The 16,373-nt window shown below is 62.6% G+C and carries 18 protein-coding genes; 16 read left to right on the top strand and 2 right to left on the bottom strand.

Annotated elements, in window-relative coordinates; all coding sequences use genetic code 11:
* The first annotated feature begins 116 nt into the window (after nucleotides 1–116).
* A complete protein-coding gene (locus GST84_08260; protein ID XGB12359.1) occupies nucleotides 117–647 on the top strand; it encodes an RNA polymerase factor sigma-70 in 531 nt (176 codons plus the stop codon).
* Nucleotides 648–687: 40 nt separating this feature from the next.
* Here the strand turns inward: GST84_08260 and GST84_08255 are convergent, their stop codons facing one another.
* The gene (locus tag GST84_08255; protein XGB12358.1) at nucleotides 688–1,488 is read right to left on the bottom strand and encodes a transporter substrate-binding domain-containing protein; all 801 of its coding nucleotides are present in this window, start codon (nucleotides 1,486–1,488) and stop codon (nucleotides 688–690) included.
* 171 nt (nucleotides 1,489–1,659) lie between these two features.
* On the opposite strand from GST84_08255, the gene GST84_08250 reads away from it, so the two are divergent.
* Together GST84_08250 and GST84_08245 are read left to right on the top strand one after the other, a co-directional pair.
* On the top strand, nucleotides 1,660–2,211 hold the full coding sequence (locus tag GST84_08250; GenBank protein XGB12357.1) for an exonuclease: 552 nt from the start codon (nucleotides 1,660–1,662) through the stop codon (nucleotides 2,209–2,211).
* Nucleotides 2,212–2,285: 74 nt separating this feature from the next.
* Complete coding sequence (locus GST84_08245) at nucleotides 2,286–2,570, top strand: DUF1255 family protein (protein ID XGB12356.1); 285 nt, start codon at nucleotides 2,286–2,288, stop codon at nucleotides 2,568–2,570.
* A 113-nt stretch (nucleotides 2,571–2,683) separates the two neighbouring features.
* Here the strand turns inward: GST84_08245 and GST84_08240 are convergent, their stop codons facing one another.
* Entirely contained in the window at nucleotides 2,684–3,376 is a 693-nt protein-coding gene (locus tag GST84_08240; protein ID XGB12355.1) for an alpha/beta hydrolase, read from the bottom strand.
* A gap of 50 nt (nucleotides 3,377–3,426) precedes the next feature.
* Between GST84_08240 and ccoN (GST84_08235) the strand changes: the two genes are divergently transcribed.
* The 13 genes from ccoN (GST84_08235) to GST84_08175 all read left to right on the top strand — a co-directional run bounded on the left by ccoN (GST84_08235) (nucleotide 3,427) and on the right by GST84_08175 (nucleotide 16,322).
* Nucleotides 3,427–4,851 carry a cytochrome-c oxidase, cbb3-type subunit I gene (ccoN, locus tag GST84_08235; GenBank protein ID XGB12354.1) on the top strand — a complete coding sequence of 475 codons (1,425 nt, stop codon included), beginning with the start codon at nucleotides 3,427–3,429 and terminating at the stop codon, nucleotides 4,849–4,851.
* A gap of 13 nt (nucleotides 4,852–4,864) precedes the next feature.
* Nucleotides 4,865–5,473, top strand: coding sequence for a cytochrome-c oxidase, cbb3-type subunit II (gene ccoO, locus GST84_08230; GenBank protein ID XGB12353.1), 609 nt, complete (start codon nucleotides 4,865–4,867; stop codon nucleotides 5,471–5,473).
* Between the two features lie 5 nt (nucleotides 5,474–5,478).
* Complete coding sequence (locus GST84_08225; protein XGB12352.1) at nucleotides 5,479–5,673, top strand: CcoQ/FixQ family Cbb3-type cytochrome c oxidase assembly chaperone; 195 nt, start codon at nucleotides 5,479–5,481, stop codon at nucleotides 5,671–5,673.
* Complete coding sequence (gene ccoP, locus GST84_08220) at nucleotides 5,670–6,611, top strand: cytochrome-c oxidase, cbb3-type subunit III (protein ID XGB12351.1); 942 nt, start codon at nucleotides 5,670–5,672, stop codon at nucleotides 6,609–6,611. The genes GST84_08225 and ccoP (GST84_08220) overlap by 4 nt, the downstream gene beginning before the upstream one ends.
* A 739-nt stretch (nucleotides 6,612–7,350) precedes the next feature.
* A complete protein-coding gene (gene ccoN / locus GST84_08215) occupies nucleotides 7,351–8,793 on the top strand; it encodes a cytochrome-c oxidase, cbb3-type subunit I (protein XGB12350.1) in 1,443 nt (480 codons plus the stop codon).
* A complete protein-coding gene (ccoO, locus tag GST84_08210) occupies nucleotides 8,793–9,401 on the top strand; it encodes a cytochrome-c oxidase, cbb3-type subunit II (protein XGB12349.1) in 609 nt (202 codons plus the stop codon). The genes ccoN (GST84_08215) and ccoO (GST84_08210) overlap by 1 nt, the downstream gene beginning before the upstream one ends.
* 5 nt (nucleotides 9,402–9,406) lie before the next feature.
* A complete protein-coding gene (locus tag GST84_08205) occupies nucleotides 9,407–9,598 on the top strand; it encodes a CcoQ/FixQ family Cbb3-type cytochrome c oxidase assembly chaperone (GenBank protein ID XGB12348.1) in 192 nt (63 codons plus the stop codon).
* The gene (gene ccoP / locus GST84_08200) at nucleotides 9,595–10,572 is read left to right on the top strand and encodes a cytochrome-c oxidase, cbb3-type subunit III (GenBank protein ID XGB12347.1); all 978 of its coding nucleotides are present in this window, start codon (nucleotides 9,595–9,597) and stop codon (nucleotides 10,570–10,572) included. The genes GST84_08205 and ccoP (GST84_08200) overlap by 4 nt, the downstream gene beginning before the upstream one ends.
* A 301-nt stretch (nucleotides 10,573–10,873) precedes the next feature.
* Entirely contained in the window at nucleotides 10,874–12,289 is a 1,416-nt protein-coding gene (gene ccoG, locus GST84_08195; protein ID XGB12346.1) for a cytochrome c oxidase accessory protein CcoG, read from the top strand.
* A gap of 15 nt (nucleotides 12,290–12,304) precedes the next feature.
* Nucleotides 12,305–12,832, top strand: coding sequence for a hypothetical protein (locus GST84_08190; GenBank protein ID XGB12345.1), 528 nt, complete (start codon nucleotides 12,305–12,307; stop codon nucleotides 12,830–12,832).
* Between the two features lie 178 nt (nucleotides 12,833–13,010).
* Entirely contained in the window at nucleotides 13,011–15,452 is a 2,442-nt protein-coding gene (gene cadA, locus GST84_08185) for a cadmium-translocating P-type ATPase (GenBank protein ID XGB15727.1), read from the top strand.
* Nucleotides 15,431–15,646 (top strand): cbb3-type cytochrome oxidase assembly protein CcoS, encoded by a 216-nt coding sequence (ccoS, locus tag GST84_08180; protein XGB12344.1) that lies wholly within the window; start codon nucleotides 15,431–15,433, stop codon nucleotides 15,644–15,646. Before cadA ends, ccoS begins: the two co-directional genes overlap by 22 nt.
* Nucleotides 15,639–16,322, top strand: a complete 684-nt coding sequence (locus GST84_08175) for a sulfite exporter TauE/SafE family protein (protein ID XGB12343.1) — start codon at nucleotides 15,639–15,641, stop codon at nucleotides 16,320–16,322. Before ccoS ends, GST84_08175 begins: the two co-directional genes overlap by 8 nt.
* The last annotated feature ends 51 nt before the right edge of the window (nucleotides 16,323–16,373 follow it).

Below are 16,373 nucleotides of genomic sequence, written 5' to 3'. Positions count from 1 at the left end.
ATAATAATTTAGTTTCGCATTTGACAATCATTATCATTCTACATAATTTGTCGCACGTCGTAGGAAGCTTCCCAGCTTTGGGTGCCTCCTTTCCTCTCTGTGACAAGGTGATTTCCATGGCGGAACAACTATCCACAAGTAAGTGCGATTCACCATTACTGCAGGCCTTCGTCGACAACCGCAACATCCTGGTCAAGATCGCTGCCCGCATCACTGGCTGCCGCTCCCGCGCCGAGGATGTGGTGCAGGACGCCTTCTTCCGGCTCGGTGCTGCCCCGCAGATCACCTCGTCATTCAAGGCGCAGCTGAGCTACCTGTTCCAGATCGTGCGCAACCTTGCGATCGACCACTACCGCAAGCAGACAATGGAGCTGAAGTACTCCGGCAGCGAGGAGGAAGGCCTGAATGTGGTTATCCAGAATGCCTCGCCCGAAGCGACCCATATCAACCTTGCCGCACTGGACGACATTGCCCAGGCGCTGAACGAGCTGCCGCAACGTACCCGCTATGCGTTCGAGATGTACCGCCTGCATGGCGTACCGCAGAAGGACATTGCGAAGGAACTGGGGGTGTCACCGACCTTGGTCAACTTCATGATTCGCGATGCATTGGTGCATTGCCGCAAGACCGCCAACCGGCAAGCCTGAGTTACTCTTCGACAACATCTACGATGCCATCGGGCGGGAATCAAGGCCTGCGCGTGCTGACTGTGATGCGGTAGGGGTCGAAGATCCGCGCCAGCTCACCACTGTCACGCAGGCCACGCAGCAGGGCAGCGAACGACTGCTCGTCAATAGGCGCCTCTGGGCGCAGCAAGGCGTAGTGGTGATAGACCTGGTCAATGCGCTGCGAAGGCACCAGCTGAGCCCTGCTCGCCGGGTTGCGTGCCAGGAAATCGCTGAGGTAGGAGCGCGTGACCAGGGCGATATCGGCGCGGCCGGCCTGCACCATCAGCAGGTTGCTGTCGTGGGAATAGGTCAGGGTCGCGTTGTATGTCTTGCGCAGGTAATTCGGGTCAGCGTTGAAGCCGGCGAACGCGTAGTGGTAGCCGTTGAACAATGCCAGGCGTTTACCGCGCAGGTCATCGAAGTAATGTGGATCATTGCCATTTGCCTGACGGGCAACGAACACTTCGGCATCTTCCAGGCCCATGTCCACGGCCTGATGAGCAATTTGCTCCCAGCCCCATTGTGGGTTCTCGAAAATTGCCATGTCGGTGCGGCCCTGCTGGAAGTCACCGAAGCGCCGCTGGATAGACGTAGGCACAAGAACGAAGTGATAGTGCTGCTGCGCCCGGTTGAGTGCATTGACCAACTGCGGCAGCAAACCGGTATCGGCGCCTTGCTCGGGGCGCACCGTGTAAGGCGGGAAATGGGCCGCGCCAATCTTCACTTCGACCGCTTCGCCAGCCCATACCGGTGCCGCCAACCAGAACACGGCCAGCAGCATCAGGGTGGACAAGGCCTTGAGGCCGGGCACTGGAGTCAAGACGGACACTCATCACGGTTTATGCCTGTATGCGCCTAAGCTAGGCGTTTTCCAGGGGCGGCACAACTACTGGCGTCTGCTCTTTGTGCCAAAGCAGGCGGCAAAATGCCATAGGATGCCGTATGCCCAGACATTGGCTACGCTCTAGCAGGATCTGCAAGGGAGCCTGGTATGGGCCATTGGTTGGTGATCGACCTGGAAGCCACCACCGACGATGGTGGGTGGCCGGTCACAGAGATGGAAGTCATTGAAATTGGCGCAAGCCTGGTTACCCGCGAAGGCCGCGAGGTCGACCATTTCCAGCGTTTTGTAAAGCCACGGCGGCGGCCGCAGCTTACCCCGTTCTGCCGTGAGCTGACCCACATCAGCCAGGCCGACGTGGACAACGCCGCGCCGTTTCGCGAGGTGTGGGCAAGCTTCGAGCGCTGGCTGGGGCACCACCGCGGGCAGCTTCAGGCCTGGGTCAGCTGGGGCGACTACGACCGCCAGCAATTGCACCAGGAGTGGCAGCAGCACAGCCTCGACAGCCTGCTGCGCACATTGCCGCACATCAACCTCAAGCAACGCTTTGCCAAGGCCCGCCATCTGCAGCGCCCCACCGGCCTGAACGGCGCCCTGCAACTGGCCGGCATGCACTTTTGCGGGCAACAGCACAGGGCCCTGGAAGATGCGCGCAACACGGCGCGGCTATTACCGTTGACCCTGCCCGCCAACAGCCCCTGAAAGCAGATGACGAGGCCTGTGGGCTTGGGCATACTGGCCAGCCCTTTTTCATCACCTCTTTTCAGGAGTCGCCCATGTTCCAGGTCAACGAGTACTTCAACGGCACCGTCAAGTCGATCGCATTCTCGGGCGAAGAAGGCCCGGCCACTGTCGGCGTCATGGCTCCGGGCGAATACGAATTCGGCACTGCCAAGCGCGAGATCATGCATGTGGTATCGGGCGCGCTGACCGTGAAACTGCCAGGTAGCGACAACTGGGAAACCTTCAAGGCAGGCGACAAGTTCAATGTTGCCGCCGACAGCAAGTTCCAGCTGAAAGTGGCGGTGGATACGGCCTACCTGTGCGAGTACCGCGACTAAGCGTCGGCCTGTGCCGGCCTCTTCGCGAGTGAACCCGCTCCCTCAGGCGTATCACCGTCCTCGGACCCTGTGACCATCCTGTGGGAGCGGGTTTACCCGCGAAGAATCCAGCACTAATCCTTCAGGAAATCAGCAACACGTTCAGCCGCCGCCTGCAAATGCTGCTCATGGCTGAACCCCGAAGCCTTCAACGGCTTCAGGTCATGGTCCCCCGCCACTAGCCAGCTCACCTCGATCGCCGGCGACAACGCATACCCCGCCACCGCCTCGCGGTTACCCAGCGCATCCCGCTCGCCCTGCACGATCAACGTCGGTGTCTTCAACTCGGCCAAGTGCTCTACCCGTGGCTTCTCGGGTTTACCCACCGCATAGAATGGATAACCCAGGCACACCAGCGCATCCGCGCCCAGTTCGTCGGCCAGCAGGCTCGCCATGCGCCCCCCCATGGACTTGCCACCCACGGCCAGCTTGCCCGCGACCAAAGGTCGCACTTGCCGGTACACCTCGCGCCAGCATTCAAGCAACACCTTCTGCGGGTTAGGCGGCCGCTTGCCACCGGTAACCCTGCGCTCGGCCATGTACGGGAACTCGAAGCGCACTACCGCTACCCCAAGAGCCGCAAGCCTTTGCGCCATTTCGTCCATGAACCCGCTGTCCATCGGCGCGCCCGCGCCATGGGCCAGGATCAGGCACCCCTTGTAGCCCTCTTTACCTTCAACCGGCGGAGGATCGCAGCGCAAGCCTGGGACATTTGCGACCTTCGCCCATTGATCCCCGTCAATACCGGCACTTTGCCCATTAATCATGCTTGCCTCGCTGTAAAGCCTGCCAAATAACCGTGGATGGGAACCCATACATGAACACAACCAGCAGTACCGCCTATAACTACAAGGTGGTCCGCCAATTCGCCATCATGACGGTGGTGTGGGGAATCGTCGGGATGGGGCTCGGCGTCTTCATCGCCGCCCAGCTCGCCTGGCCGTCCCTCAACTTCGACCTCCCCTGGACCAGCTTCGGCCGCCTGCGCCCCCTGCATACCAATGCGGTGATCTTCGCGTTCGGCGGCTGCGCACTGTTCGCCACCTCCTATTATTCGGTGCAACGCACCTGCCAGACCACCCTGTTCGCACCGGGCCTGGCCGCGTTCACGTTCTGGGGCTGGCAACTGGTTATCCTGCTGGCGGCCATCAGCCTGCCGCTGGGCTACACCAGCTCCAAGGAATACGCCGAACTGGAATGGCCGATCGACATTCTGATCACCATCGTCTGGGTGGGCTACGCCATCGTGTTCTTTGGCACGCTGATGAAGCGCAACACCAAACACATCTACGTCGGCAACTGGTTCTTCGGCGCCTTCATCCTGACCGTGGCGCTGCTGCACATCGTCAACAACCTGGAGCTGCCGGTCAGCCTGACCAAATCCTACTCGGTCTACGCTGGCGCCACCGATGCCATGGTGCAGTGGTGGTACGGCCATAACGCGGTGGGCTTCTTCCTGACCGCAGGCTTCCTGGGGATGATGTACTACTACGTGCCCAAGCAGGCCGAACGGCCAGTGTATTCGTATCGCTTGTCGATCGTGCACTTCTGGGCGCTGATCACCCTGTACATCTGGGCCGGCCCTCACCACCTGCATTACACCGCCCTGCCCGACTGGGCGCAGTCGCTGGGCATGGTGATGTCGCTGATCCTGCTGGCACCCAGCTGGGGCGGCATGATCAACGGCATGATGACCCTGTCGGGCGCCTGGCACAAACTGCGCAGCGATCCGATCCTGCGCTTTCTGGTGGTGTCGCTGGCGTTCTACGGCATGTCCACCTTCGAAGGGCCAATGATGGCCATCAAGACGGTCAACGCCCTGTCCCACTACACCGACTGGACCATCGGCCACGTCCACGCCGGCGCTCTCGGCTGGGTAGCGATGATCTCGATCGGCGCGCTATACCACACCATCCCCAAAGTGTTCGGCAAAGAACGCATGTACAGCCTCGGCCTGATCAATGCGCACTTCTGGCTGGCCACCATCGGTACCGTACTGTACATCGCCTCGATGTGGGTCAACGGCATCGCCCAGGGCCTGATGTGGCGCGCGGTCAACAGCGACGGCACGCTGACCTACTCGTTCGTGGAAACTTTGGTGGCCAGCCACCCAGGCTTTGTCGTGCGCTTCGTCGGCGGCGCGATCTTCCTCAGCGGCATGTTCCTGATGGCCTGGAACACCTGGCGCACCGTGCGTTCGCCAGCGCTTGACGTCGCCCCTGCGAACGCCCAGTTGGCTTGAGGAGAAACGCCTGATGAAACATGAAGTCATCGAGAAAAACGTCGGCCTGATGGCCCTGCTGATGGTATTTGCCGTCAGCATCGGCGGCCTGACCCAGATCGTCCCGCTGTTCTTCCAGGACGTCACCAACAAACCGGTGGAGGGCATGAAGCCCTATACCGCGCTGCAACTGGAAGGCCGCGATGTCTACATCCGCGAAGGCTGCGTGGGCTGCCACTCGCAGATGATCCGCCCGTTCCGCGCCGAAACCGAGCGTTACGGCCACTACTCGGTGGCCGGTGAAAGCGTGTGGGACCACCCGTTCCTGTGGGGTTCCAAGCGCACCGGGCCGGACCTGGCCCGGGTCGGTGGCCGCTACTCGGACGACTGGCACCGTGCGCACCTGTACAACCCGCGCAACGTGGTGCCGGAGTCGAAGATGCCATCCTACCCGTGGCTGGTTGCCCAGCAGGTCGACAACAGCCACACCGACGTCAAGATGCGCACCCTGCGCACCCTGGGCGTGCCGTACACCGACGACGACATTGCCGGCGCCCGCGAAGCGGTCAAGGGCAAGACCGAGATGGATGCGCTGGTCGCCTACCTGCAGGTGCTCGGCACCGCGATCAAGAACAAGAGGTGAGTGCGATGGAAATGGACATCGGCATGATCCGCGGGTTGGGCACCCTGGTGGTGATGATTGCCTTCATCGGCCTCACCCTGTGGGTCTTCAACCGCCGCCGCGACCGTGATTTCGCCGAAGCGCGCCTGCTGCCCTTCGTCGACGACCGCCTGCCCCCTGCCGGGCAGGAGCCTGCTGCAAAAAGGAGTAACGGGCAATGACCACGTTCTGGAGTACGTACATCAGCGTACTGACCATCGGTAGCCTGATTGGCCTGACCTGGCTGCTGCTCGCCACGCGCAAGGGCCAGAGCAACAACACCACTGACGAGACCATGGGCCATAGCTTCGACGGCATCGAGGAGTACGACAACCCGCTGCCCAAGTGGTGGTTCTGGCTGTTCGTTGGCACCTTGGTGTTCTCGGTCGGCTATTTGATCCTCTACCCGGGCCTGGGCAACTGGAAAGGCATCCTGCCGGGCTATGAAAATGGCTGGACCGGCGCCAACGAATGGCAGAAGGAAATGGACAAGGCCGATGCCAGGTTCGGTCCGATCTTCGCCAAATACGCCGCCATGCCCGTGGAAGAAGTGGCAAAGGATCCGCAGGCGCTGAAAATGGGCAGTCGCCTGTTTGCCTCAAACTGCTCGGTGTGCCACGGTTCCGATGCCAAGGGCGCCTTTGGTTTCCCCAACCTCACCGACAGTGACTGGCGCTGGGGTGGCGATCCGGAAACCATCAAGACCACCATCATGGGCGGGCGCCATGGCGTGATGCCGGCCTGGGCCGAAGTGATCGGTGACCAGGGCGTGGCCGATGTGGCTGCATTCGTGGTCAGCAAACTCGATGGCCGCACATTGCCTGAGGGCGCGAAGGCCGACGTCGAGAACGGGCAGAAGATCTTTGCTGCCAACTGCGTGGCCTGCCACGGCCCGGAAGGCAAAGGCACGCCCGCCATGGGCGCACCGAACCTGACCCACCCGCAGGCGTTCATCTACGGTTCGAGCTTTGCCCAGCTGCAGCAGACCATTCGTTATGGTCGTCAGGGGCAAATGCCGGCGCAGGCCGAGATCCAGGGCAATGACAAGGTGCACTTGCTGGCGGCTTATGTGTATAGCCTGTCGCGGGAGGGTTCGGCCGAGACTGTGACTGCACAGTGAGTTCGCCGAAAGGGATTTGGCGCCTGTTAGAGAAAGGGATTTGGCGCCTGTGAGATCGAGCGCCGCCCGCGCGGCGCATCGCGAGCTGCGCTCGCTCCTACGTTTGTTTCGGGCCAGTCCCTCCTGTGCCAGGCGCGCGCGACCGCCTGGCCCGTACCACGCGAAATCGCGACATGCGCCAAGGCGTTCGCGCGCAAATCCCACAGGAATGATTGGCCCGAAACAAACGTAGGAGCGAGCGCAGCTCGCGATGCGCCGCGCGGGCGGCGCTCGATCTCTGCCCCACCACAACACTCAACCCTTTCCCCCCCCGCCCCACCACAACACTCAACCCTTACACCCCCGCCCCACCACAACACTCAACCCTTTCCCCCCCGCCCCACCACAACACTCAACCCTTACATCCCCCCTCAGCCCGCTTCCCTTGCACCCCCACCGAACACAACTAAGCTTGTTGCCTCAATGGGCATCGCTGCGAAAGGAGCGATGCAGACGCGGTGCATGGCCTGTCGCCGCCCCAAAAAAAGCTTGACCGATCGATCAGAAAAAGGTGAAAAACGGTACACATTACAAATATTTATTTGTGTACAATCGCCAAGACCCGATCCCTGCGGGACATCAGTGAACGGGCCTGGACACGGGTCGGCGTACCAAAGTTGCGTTGCGGTAACCTTGCTGGTTATCAATACTGGCGCCGATTTTTCGACCAACAAGAACATCAAAACCGTGGAACCTTAGAATGAGCACAGCAATCAGTCCGACTGCTTATAACTATAAGGTCGTCCGCCAGTTCGCCATCATGACGGTGGTCTGGGGGATCCTTGGCATGGGCCTCGGCGTCTTCATCGCCTCGCAGCTGGTGTGGCCGCAGCTGAACCTGGACCTTCCCTGGACCAGCTTCGGCCGCCTGCGCCCGCTGCACACCAACCTGGTGATCTTCGCCTTCGGGGGCTGTGCGCTGTTCGGCACCAGCTACTACGTGGTGCAGCGCACCTGCCAGACCCGGCTGATCTCCGACAGCATGGCCGCCTTCACCTTCTGGGGTTGGCAAGCCGTCATCGTCGGCGCGCTGATCACCCTGCCGATGGGCTACACCACCACCAAGGAATACGCCGAGCTCGAGTGGCCGCTGGCGATCCTGCTGGCTATCGTCTGGGTTACCTACGGCCTGGTGTTCTTCGGCACCATCGTCAAGCGCAAGACCAAGCACATCTATGTCGGCAACTGGTTCTACGGCGCCTTCATCGTGGTGACCGCGATGCTGCACATCGTCAACCACATCTCGCTGCCGGTGAGCCTGTTCAAGTCGTACTCGGCCTACTCCGGCGCCACCGACGCGATGATCCAGTGGTGGTATGGCCACAACGCCGTGGGCTTCTTCCTCACCACCGGTTTCCTGGGGATGATGTACTACTTCGTGCCCAAGCAGGCCGAGCGGCCAATCTACTCGTATCGCTTGTCGATCGTGCACTTCTGGGCGCTGATCACCCTGTACATCTGGGCTGGCCCGCACCACCTGCACTACACCGCCCTGCCTGACTGGGCGCAGTCGCTGGGCATGGTGATGTCTATCATCCTGCTGGCGCCAAGCTGGGGCGGCATGATCAACGGCATGATGACCCTGTCGGGCGCCTGGCACAAACTGCGCACCGACCCGATCCTGCGCTTCCTGGTGGTGTCGCTGGCGTTCTACGGTATGTCCACCTTCGAAGGCCCGATGATGGCCATCAAGACCGTGAACTCACTGTCGCACTACACCGACTGGACCATTGGCCACGTCCACGCCGGCGCCCTCGGCTGGGTGGCAATGATCTCGATCGGCGCCGTGTACCACATGATCCCGAAACTCTACGGCCGCGAGCAGATGCACAGCATTGGCCTGATCAACGCGCACTTCTGGCTGGCCACCATCGGCACCGTGCTGTACATCGCCTCGATGTGGGTCAACGGCATTACCCAAGGCCTGATGTGGCGCGCCATCAACGATGACGGCACCCTCACCTACTCCTTCGTCGAAGCCCTGCAGGCCAGCCACCCTGGCTACATCGTCCGCGCCCTGGGCGGTGCGTTCTTCGCCAGCGGCATGCTGCTGATGGCCTACAACGTATTCCGTACCGTACGTGCCGCCAACCCGGCACAGGCTGAAGAGGCCGCCAAGATCGTCGTTGTGGGAGCGCACTGATGAAGCATGAAGCCGTCGAGAAGAACATAGGCCTGCTGGCCTTCTTCATGGTCATCGCCGTGAGCGTCGGTGGCCTGACCCAGATCGTCCCGCTGTTTTTCCAGGACGTCACCAACAAGCCGGTCGAGGGCATGAAGCCGCGCACCGCGCTGGAGCTGGAAGGCCGCGATATTTACATCCGCGAAGGCTGCGTGGGCTGCCACTCGCAGATGATCCGCCCGTTCCGTGCCGAAACCGAGCGTTACGGCCACTACTCGGTAGCCGGTGAGAGCGTGTGGGACCATCCGTTCCTGTGGGGTTCCAAGCGCACCGGGCCGGACCTGGCCCGCGTCGGTGGCCGCTACTCCGATGACTGGCACCGTGCGCACCTGTACAACCCGCGCAACGTGGTACCGGAATCGAAGATGCCGTCCTACCCGTGGCTGGTCGAGAACAAGCTCGACGGCAAAGACACCGCGAAGAAGATGGAAGTGCTGCGCACACTCGGCACCCCGTACACCGACGCCGACATTGCCGGCGCTCGTGACGCGGTCAAGGGCAAGACCGAAATGGACGCCATCGTCGCGTACCTGCAGGGTCTTGGCACCATCATCAAAAGCAAACGGTGACACTGATGGATATCGGGATGATTCGCGGCCTGGGCACCGTCGTGGTGATGGTGGCCTTCGTGGGCCTGGCGCTGTGGGTGTTCAACCCACGGCGTAAAAAGGACTTCGACGAAGCGACCCAACTGCCCTTCGCGGATGACCCCGAGGCCACCCGGCACGTCGAGCAAGCAAAAGCTTCTGGGAGCAAACAACAATGACAACCTTCTGGAGTCTGTACGTTACCGTCCTGACCCTGGGCACCATCTTCTCGTTGACCTGGCTGCTGCTGTCGACCCGCAAGGGCCAGCGCGAAGAGGTTACCGACGAAACCGTCGGGCATGCCTTCGATGGCATCGAGGAGTACGACAACCCGCTGCCGAAATGGTGGTTCTGGCTGTTCGTCGGCACCATCATCTTCGCCCTCGGCTACCTGGTGCTGTACCCGGGCCTGGGCAACTGGAAAGGCATCCTGCCGGGCTATTCGTACCTGGATAACGACAAGCAGACCGAGTTTTCCAACGGCCAGCCGGGCTGGACCGGCGTGCACGAGTGGGAAAAGGAAATGGCCAAGGCCGACGCCCGCTTCGGGCCGATCTTCGCCAAGTTCGCGGCCATGCCCATCGTGGATGTGGCCAAGGACCCGCAGGCATTGAAAATGGGCGCGCGGCTGTTCGCCTCCAACTGCTCGGTGTGCCACGGTTCCGACGCCAAGGGCGCCTTCGGCTTCCCCAACCTCACCGACAATGACTGGCGCTGGGGCGGCGAGCCGGAAACCATCAAGACCACCATCATGGGCGGGCGCCATGGCGTGATGCCGGCCTGGGCCGAAGTAATCGGTGACCAGGGCGTGGCCGATGTGGCTGCATTCGTGGTCAGCAAACTCGATGGCCGCACATTGCCTGAGGGCGCGAAAGCCGATGTCGAGAACGGGCAGAAGATCTTTGCTGCCAACTGCGTGGCCTGCCACGGGCCGGAAGGCAAAGGTACACCCGCCATGGGCGCACCGAACCTGACCCACCCGCAGGCGTTCATCTACGGTTCGAGCTTTGCCCAGCTGCAGCAGACCATTCGTTATGGCCGCCAGGGGCAGATGCCGGCCCAGGAACAGCTGCAGGGCAACGACAAGGTGCACTTGCTGGCGGCTTATGTTTACAGCCTGTCGCACCAGGCTGAACCGGCCAAGGCTGAGTAAGGCAGGCCTGGCCTCTTCGCGGGTAAACCCGCTCCTACAGCGATCGCGGTCTATGTAGGAGCGGGCTTGCCCGCGAAGAGGCCCTTACAGCCACCGCATTTCTGGCAGGCTGATGACCTGGATCAATTGACACCCGCCATAACACGTTTCATACCACGAACCCAACGCGACTAAAGGTCGCAGTGCGATCCCATACCGCCCTCAGCGGCGTATCATGGACCGCAGAGCGCTAGCAGATTGCGCGAGACTGCGGCCCGCACGCACAGGCCGCGGCGTTTCTCCACTGCCGTGGGACTTGATGATGAGCAAGCAAATTCCGGTACATGATGTCACCCCGCCTGCCAGCAAAGGGAAGGATTCCGTCGACCTCTACGCTTCCCGGGAAAAGATCTACACCCGCGCCTTCACCGGCCTGTTCCGTCGCCTGCGCATGGTCGGGGGTGCCGCACTGTTCCTGCTGTACTTCGGCACCGTGTGGCTGAACTGGGGTGGTCACCAGGCTGTGTGGTGGAACCTGCCCGAACGCAAGTTCTACATCTTCGGCGCTACCATCTGGCCGCAAGACTTCATCCTGCTCTCGGGCATTCTCATCGTCGCCGCCTTCGGCCTGTTCTTCATCACGGTGTTCGCCGGCCGGGTGTGGTGCGGCTATACCTGTCCGCAAAGCGTGTGGACCTGGATTTTCATGTGGTGCGAAAAGGTCACCGAGGGTGATCGCAACCAGCGCATGAAGCTCGACAAAGCCCCCATGAGCGGCAACAAGTTCCTGCGCAAATTCGCCAAGCACAGCCTGTGGCTGCTGATCGGCTTTGTCACCGGCATGACCTTCGTCGGCTACTTCTCGCCGATCCGTGAACTGGTGATTGAATTCTTCACCGGCCAGGCCGATGGCTGGGCGTACTTCTGGGTCGGCTTTTTCACCCTCGCCACTTACGGCAACGCCGGCTGGCTGCGCGAACAGGTGTGCGTGTACATGTGCCCCTATGCACGCTTCCAGAGCGTGATGTTCGACAAAGACACGCTGATCGTGTCCTACGACCCACGCCGTGGCGAAACCCGCGGGCCACGAAAAAAGGACGCTGACTACAAGGCCCAAGGCCTGGGCGACTGCATCGACTGCACCATGTGCGTGCAGGTCTGCCCTACCGGCATCGATATCCGTGACGGCCTGCAGATCGAGTGCATTGGCTGCGCCGCCTGTATCGATGCCTGCGACAGCATCATGGACAAGATGAACTACCCCAAAGGCCTGATCAGCTACACCACCGAACACAACCTGTCCGGACAGAAGACCCACATGCTGCGCCCGCGCCTGATCGGCTATGCCGTGGTACTGCTGGTGATGATGATCGGGCTGGCGACGGCCTTCGCCACCCGTTCGCTGGTCGGCTTCGACGTCAGCAAAGACCGTGTGCTGTACCGCGAAAACGCCCAGGGCCGGATCGAGAACGTGTACAGCCTGAAGGTGATGAACAAGGACCAGCGCGATCACGTCTACGTGCTGGACGCGGCCGGCCTGCCGGACCTCAAGCTCGAAGGCCAACGCGAAATCCGCGTGGCAGCCGGTGATATCGTCAGCCTTCCCGTGCAGCTGTCGGTTGCCCCCGAGAAACTGCCATCGACCACCAACGAAATCACCTTCATCCTCAAGAGCGCCGACGACAGTGACGCCCAGGTTGAAGCCAAGAGCCGTTTCATCGGCCCACAGATCCGCTAAGAGAGATAACGCACAATGCCTGCCGCCACCGCCGCCAGCCCCTGGTACAAGCACCTCTGGCCCTGGATCATCATCGGCATCCTCACCACCTCGGTGTGCCTGAGCCTGACCATGGTCAGCATCGCTGTGCATAACCCGGACAACCTGGTGAACGACAACTACTACGAGGCCGGCAAAGGCATCAACCGCTCACTGGACCGTGAATTGCTGGCGCAGAAGCTAGGCTTGAAGGCCAGTGTGCACCTCGATGAGCTGACTGGCGAAGTGGACCTGCGTCTGACCGGTAACAGCGACCCGCAAAGCCTGGATCTGAACCTGATTTCGCCAACCCAGCCAGAGAAAGACCGCAAGGTGCTGCTAAGCCGGGTAGAAGCAGGGCGCTATGTGGGGCAGCTGGAAGACAAGGTCGACGGGCGCCGCTTTGTCGAACTGCTGGGTAGCGAAGGGGGCCAGGTGTGGCGCTTGTTCGAAGAGGAAAAAGTGGCGCATGGTGTGACCTTGCAGCTGGGTGATGAAGCACTGCAAGGCGCCGAACACCAATAGTCGTACCACTTCTCCCTGTGTAGGAGCGGGCTTGCCCGCGAATGCGATAGCTCAGGCAACGTTGTTTTCAGGCCTGACGCATTCGCGGGCAAGCCCGCTCCTACAGGTTTCGATTCAGGCCGGCCGATCTGTAAGGCAATGACGCAATGACCCAACCCACCCCTGCTACCACTGCGCCCTGCCCGTCCCCGCCGGCAGCCGCTTCACCGCCGTGGTCCTCGGCCAGCCCCGGCAGTTCTGCTGCCCAGGTTGCCAGGCGGTGGCCGAGTCGATCGTCGCTGGAGGCCTGGAGCACTACTACCAGCACCGCAGTGACGCTAGCGCCAACCCCGAAGCCCTGCCCAGGCAGTTGCAGGACGAGCTGGCCCTTTACGACCGCAGTGACGTGCAACAAACCTTCGTCCGCCACCAGGGCGAGCTGGCCGAAACCACCCTGCTGGTCGAAGGCATCAGTTGCGCTGCCTGCGGGTGGCTGATCGAAAAGCACTTGCGCAACCTGCCCGGTGTCGCCGAAGCGCGCCTGAACCTGTCCAATCACCGCCTGTTGCTGAACTGGGATGACCAGCAGCTACCGCTGTCGCGCCTGCTCGCCGAGCTGCGACAGATCGGCTACGCCGCCCACCCCTATCAGCCCGACAAGGCCACCGAGCAGCTGGCCCGGGAAAACCGTAGCGCCTTGCGCCGCCTGGGCGTGGCCGGGCTGCTGTGGTTCCAGGCAATGATGGCAACCATGGCAACCTGGCCGGAGTTCAACATCGACCTGTCGCCCGAACTGCACACCATTCTGCGCTGGGTTGCGCTGTTCCTCACCATCCCCATCGTGTTCTACAGCTGCGCGCCATTCTTCAAAGGCGCGGCACGCGACCTGCGCACCCGCCACCTGACCATGGACGTTTCAGTGTCGCTGGCCATTGGCCTTGCCTTCGGTGCTGGCATCTGGACGGCCATCACGGGCAGCGGCGAGCTGTATTTCGACACCGTGGGCATGTTCGCCCTGTTTCTCCTCACCGGCCGCTACCTGGAACGCCGAGCCCGAGAACGCACGGCTGCGGCCACTGCGCAGCTGGTCAACCTGCTGCCGGCCTCGTGCCTGCGCCTGGACGCCTTCGGCCGCAGCGAGCGCATCCTCCTTGGCGAACTGCACTGCGGTGACACCGTGCAAGTGCTGCCAGGCGCAGTAATCCCGGCCGACGGGCGTATCGTAGAAGGCCGCTCCAGCGTCGACGAATCACTGCTGACCGGCGAATACCTGCCACAGCCCCGCCAAGTAGGCGAACGGGTCACCGGCGGCACGTTGAACGTCGAAAGCACCCTTAACGTGGAAGTCGAAGCCCTCGGTCACGATTCACGGTTATCGGCCATCGTCCGCCTGCTGGAGCGCGCCCAGACCGAAAAACCGCGCCTGGCGGAAATTGCCGACCGCGCCTCGCAGTGGTTCCTGCTGTTTTCGCTGCTGGCCGCCGTTGCCATCGGCCTGTGGTGGTGGCACCTGGACCCGACGCGGGCGTTCTGGATCGTGCTGGCGATGCTGGTGGCAACCTGCCCCTGTGCGCTGTCGCTGGCCACGCCAACTGCGCTTACGGCCGCCACCGGCACCTTGCACAAGCTCGGCCTGCTGGTGACCCGCGGCCATGTGCTGGAAGGCCTGAACCAGATCGACACAGTAATCTTCGACAAGACCGGCACACTGACCGAGGGCCGCCTGGCCTTGCGCAGCATTCGCCCGCTCGGCAGCCAGGCAGCCGACCGCTGCCTGGCCCTTGCCGCCGCGCTGGAAAACCGCTCCGAGCACCCCATCGCCCGCGCCTTCGGTCGTACCGCCACGCCTGCCGATGATGTGCAGACCATACCTGGCCTCGGCCTGGAAGGGCTGGTGGACGGGCAGCGCCTGCGCATTGGCCAGGCCACCTTCGTCTGCGCCTTGAGCGGCGCGCAAATCCCCGCCGTGCCAGAGCCGCGCGGCCAATGGCTGCTGCTGGGCGACCGCCAGGGGCCATTGGCCTGGTTTGGCCTGGACGACCGTCTGCGCGACGATGCCCCGGCCCTGCTCGCTGCCTGCAAGGCACGTGGCTGGCGCACGCTGCTGCTATCGGGCGACAGCTCGCCAATGGTTGCCGAAGTGGCCGCACAACTGGGCATCGACCAGGCCATTGGCGGCCTGCGGCCAGACGACAAGCTTGACCGGCTGAAAGCCCTGCAGGCACAGGGGCGCAAAGTGCTGATGCTCGGCGACGGTGTCAACGATGTGCCGGTGCTGGCCGCCGCCGACATCAGCATCGCGATGGGTAGCGCCACCGACCTTGCCAAGACCAGCGCCGATGCCGTACTGCTGTCCAACCGCCTGCAGGCGCTGGTGCAGGCCTTCGACCTGGCCCGTCGAACGCGGCGCAACATCCTCGAGAACCTGCTGTGGGCGACCCTGTATAATGGCCTGATGTTGCCGTTTGCCGCGCTCGGCTGGATCACGCCGGTGTGGGCCGCCATCGGCATGTCGGTCAGCTCGCTGATCGTGGTGCTCAATGCCCTGCGCCTGACCCGTATGCCCGTGGCCTCTGGCCCGCTGCCCCACGAAGCCCCTTTACCCGGGAGGAAGTCGCCATGCCCGCCCTCTATGTCATGATTCCGGCAGCCCTGCTGCTGGTCGGCGTGGCCGTGTACATCTTCTTCTGGGCGGTAGACAGCGGCCAGTACGACGACCTTGAAGGCCCCGCCCACAGCATCCTGTTCGACGATCAGGACCCGCGCCACCAGGCGGCCGTGAAGCCTGACGACGCCCCGGCCGACACCGACAAGGAACCACCTCCCCGTGCCTGACCTGCTTCCGCTGCTGGGCTCGGCACTGGTCCTTGGCCTGCTGGGTGGCGGTCACTGCCTGGGCATGTGCGGTGGCCTGATGGGCGCACTGACCTTGGCCATCCCCCCCGAACAACGCGGCAAGCGTCTGCGCCTGTTGCTGGCGTATAACCTGGGGCGCATTTTCAGCTATGCCTGCGCCGGCCTGTTGCTGGGCCTGGCAGGCTGGGCCGTGGCCAGCAGCCCGGCAGCGCTGGCGCTGCGGGTGGCTGCGGCGCTGCTGCTGATTGCCATGGGCCTGTACCTGGCCGGCTGGTGGAGCGGGCTGACCCGTATCGAGGCACTTGGCCGCGGGTTGTGGCGGCATATTCAGCCGCTGGCGTCGCGCTTGCTGCCAGTGTCCAGCCTGCCCCGGGCGTTGCTGCTGGGCGCCTTGTGGGGCTGGCTGCCGTGCGGTTTGGTTTACAGCACCCTGCTGTGGGCGGCCAGCCAGGGCAACGCCGGGTACAGCGCGGTGTTGATGCTCGCGTTCGGGGTGGGCACCTGGCCGGTGTTGCTGGCAACCGGGCTGGCTGCCGAACGGGTAAACGCCCTGTTGCGGCGACGCAGCGTGCGCGTGGCGGGCGGTGTGCTGGTGATGCTATTCGGTGTCTGGACCCTGCCGGGCCCACACCAGCACTGGCTGATGGGGCATTGACGGGGGCTGCAAGGCAGCCCCAATGCCCTTGATACAAATCAACACAGTTTC

Origin of the sequence: Pseudomonas putida (assembly GCA_041879295.1) — a bacterium.
GTDB lineage: Bacteria > Pseudomonadota > Gammaproteobacteria > Pseudomonadales > Pseudomonadaceae > Aquipseudomonas > Aquipseudomonas putida_Y.
Note: the sequence above shows the minus strand (reverse complement) of the source record. Positions and strands in the feature narration are given on the sequence as shown.

Bases quoted from the DNA above. Each gene is read 5' to 3' on its own strand.
- GST84_08260 (XGB12359.1), top strand. From the start codon at position 117: ATGGCGGAACAACTATCCACAAGTAAGTGCGATTCACCATTACTGCAG.
- GST84_08250 (XGB12357.1), top strand. From the start codon at position 1,660: ATGGGCCATTGGTTGGTGATCGACCTGGAAGCCACCACCGACGATGGT.
- GST84_08245 (XGB12356.1), top strand. From the start codon at position 2,286: ATGTTCCAGGTCAACGAGTACTTCAACGGCACCGTCAAGTCGATCGCA.
- GST84_08240 (XGB12355.1), bottom strand. From the start codon at position 3,376: ATGATTAATGGGCAAAGTGCCGGTATTGACGGGGATCAATGGGCGAAG.
- ccoN (XGB12354.1), top strand. From the start codon at position 3,427: ATGAACACAACCAGCAGTACCGCCTATAACTACAAGGTGGTCCGCCAA.
- ccoO (XGB12353.1), top strand. From the start codon at position 4,865: ATGAAACATGAAGTCATCGAGAAAAACGTCGGCCTGATGGCCCTGCTG.
- GST84_08225 (XGB12352.1), top strand. From the start codon at position 5,479: ATGGAAATGGACATCGGCATGATCCGCGGGTTGGGCACCCTGGTGGTG.
- ccoP (XGB12351.1), top strand. From the start codon at position 5,670: ATGACCACGTTCTGGAGTACGTACATCAGCGTACTGACCATCGGTAGC.
- ccoN (XGB12350.1), top strand. From the start codon at position 7,351: ATGAGCACAGCAATCAGTCCGACTGCTTATAACTATAAGGTCGTCCGC.
- ccoO (XGB12349.1), top strand. From the start codon at position 8,793: ATGAAGCATGAAGCCGTCGAGAAGAACATAGGCCTGCTGGCCTTCTTC.
- GST84_08205 (XGB12348.1), top strand. From the start codon at position 9,407: ATGGATATCGGGATGATTCGCGGCCTGGGCACCGTCGTGGTGATGGTG.
- ccoP (XGB12347.1), top strand. From the start codon at position 9,595: ATGACAACCTTCTGGAGTCTGTACGTTACCGTCCTGACCCTGGGCACC.
- ccoG (XGB12346.1), top strand. From the start codon at position 10,874: ATGAGCAAGCAAATTCCGGTACATGATGTCACCCCGCCTGCCAGCAAA.
- GST84_08190 (XGB12345.1), top strand. From the start codon at position 12,305: ATGCCTGCCGCCACCGCCGCCAGCCCCTGGTACAAGCACCTCTGGCCC.
- ccoS (XGB12344.1), top strand. From the start codon at position 15,431: ATGCCCGCCCTCTATGTCATGATTCCGGCAGCCCTGCTGCTGGTCGGC.